At 68.4% G+C, this 1,816-nt stretch carries 2 protein-coding genes and 1 pseudogene; all 3 read left to right on the plus strand.

The genetic code is table 11. The features are described 5' to 3' along the window. Nucleotides 1-129 (plus strand): Hsp20 family protein (locus tag NOD94_RS40955; protein WP_348652383.1); only part of this gene is annotated, 129 nt, incomplete at its 5' end. 115 nt (nucleotides 130-244) lie between these two features. After that, nucleotides 245-628, plus strand: a pseudogene (locus NOD94_RS40960) (DUF2267 domain-containing protein); the annotation flags it as partial. Nucleotides 629-690: 62 nt separating this feature from the next. Next, nucleotides 691-1,137, plus strand: a complete 447-nt coding sequence (locus tag NOD94_RS40965) for a DUF2267 domain-containing protein (RefSeq protein ID WP_281211327.1) — start codon at nucleotides 691-693, stop codon at nucleotides 1,135-1,137. Nucleotides 1,138-1,816 lie beyond the last annotated feature (679 nt).

The following is a 1,816-nucleotide window of genomic DNA, read 5'->3' on the forward strand; positions in this document are numbered from 1 at the left end:
CTCGACACCGAACGCATCGAGGCCGACTACGACGCGGGTGTCCTGACCCTGCGCATCCCGATCGCCGAACGCGCCAAGCCCCGCAAGATCAGCATCAGCGGCTCCGGCCGCAAGCAGATCTCCGGCTGAACCAGCCACGGCGGCGGTGGATCAGGGGTTCTCGCCCCTTCCAGCGGGCACCCTGGTCCCCGCCGTCCCCTCTTTCTCTCTGCCTTTTCCGTCCTTTCCCCTTGGGGGTGACGTGATGGTGATGCGTCGGGAATCGTTTCTGGCCCACGTCCAGGAACGCGGTCAGTACACGACGCGTGAGGACGCCGAGCGGGTGGCCCGCGTCGTCCTGGGCCTGCTGGGCGCCCATCTGATCGGCACCGTGCGGGCGGAGCTCGCGGCCCGGCTGCCCGAAACGTACGCCCTGATCCTCCTCAACCCTTTGCAGGCCGCCGAACCGCTCTCGCCCGAGCGTTTCGTCCGCGCGACCGCCGCCTGGATCGAAGGCGCGACCGAGACCACGGCCCTGTGGGACATCGGCGCCGTCCTGTCCACCGTCGCCGCCGCCGCGGGCGACGACCTCACCCACGAGATTCTGCTCCAGCTCCCGCCCGGCTACGACCTCCTCTTCGGCCACCCCCACCCACCTGATCCATCCCGATGTCGATCAACCGTGACCTGCGCAGAAAGGCCGACCCCGTCATGCACGACCAGACCCGAACCGAGCGGTTTCCCACGGGCATGACGTATGACCAGATGCTGGAACGCGTCCGCTACGAGGGCGCCTACCCCACCCGCGAACGCGCCGAGGGAGCCGTCCGCGCCGTCCTGAGCGCACTCGGCTCGCAGATGACCAACGACGAGCGTGTCGACCTCGCCCGCCGCCTGCCGGCCGAAGCCGCCCTCGCGTTGACCGGCGCTGTCCCCGCCACCGAACGGCTCACGGGCTGGGGCTTCGTCAAGGACCTCGCGGCCCGCAACGGCGTCAGCCCAGCTGTCGCGCGCTGGGACACCGGCGCCGTCCTCGCCCCCGTCGCCGCCCTGGCCGGCCCCGAACTCCTCGCCCGCATCCTCCAACAACTCCCCGACGGTTACGCCCTCCTCTTCGGCCAAGCGCAACTCGGTCAGCATCTGCGGGCGGCCGCCTGAGCGGCCCCGGCGTGGCGGCGAGCCCGCCGTGATGCCGCCGCGTGAAGACGTGCGACCGCCTACCTGGCAGCGCTCGATTACCTCACCGGCGAGCGGACGGAAATCTGTACTGGCCGGAGTAGACATTTGCTTTCGGTGTGGTTATGGTTTCTCACGTAGCCGAGATCAGCAGGGCCCGGCAGAGATGAACTGCCCGGCAGCAGTACCTGCAGTACCAGCAGTGCGCAGGACGGTGCGGTCGTGGAGTGTCGAAGCCACAGGTTGCAGGACGGCGACGGGACTGACGACCGGACCGGGTGGCCCGCAGTTATCAGGGGCTGCCATCGGCAGGACCGGTTGTATCGCAGTGGCAGTACCCAGCAGTGAAGTCGAGTGAGCGGTACCTCGGTGAAGGCGTCGGCTGCGGGCGCGCGCATCGGGAGGTTCGGCAGTGGGGTTCCAAGCCGGAGCAGACGCACGATGGGCGACGGGGCCGGCTGCCGAAATGGTGACGCTCGGCCAGGTCACCGAGCGGTTCGCGGTAAACAGCAGTACGAGTTGAGCAGTACCCGCAGTTCGCAGTAACAGCAGTACCGCAGTTCCCGCAGGTAAGCAGTTGATCACCAGAGGGAAGAACGGAGGAGTTGAGGCGCCATCAGGATCGCCCGGACGCCACGCGAGTCCGGGTACCGCAGGACAT

The sequence above is a fragment of the Streptomyces sp. Isolate_45 genome, from assembly GCF_024721315.2.
Classification (GTDB): Bacteria; Actinomycetota; Actinomycetes; order Streptomycetales; family Streptomycetaceae; genus Streptomyces.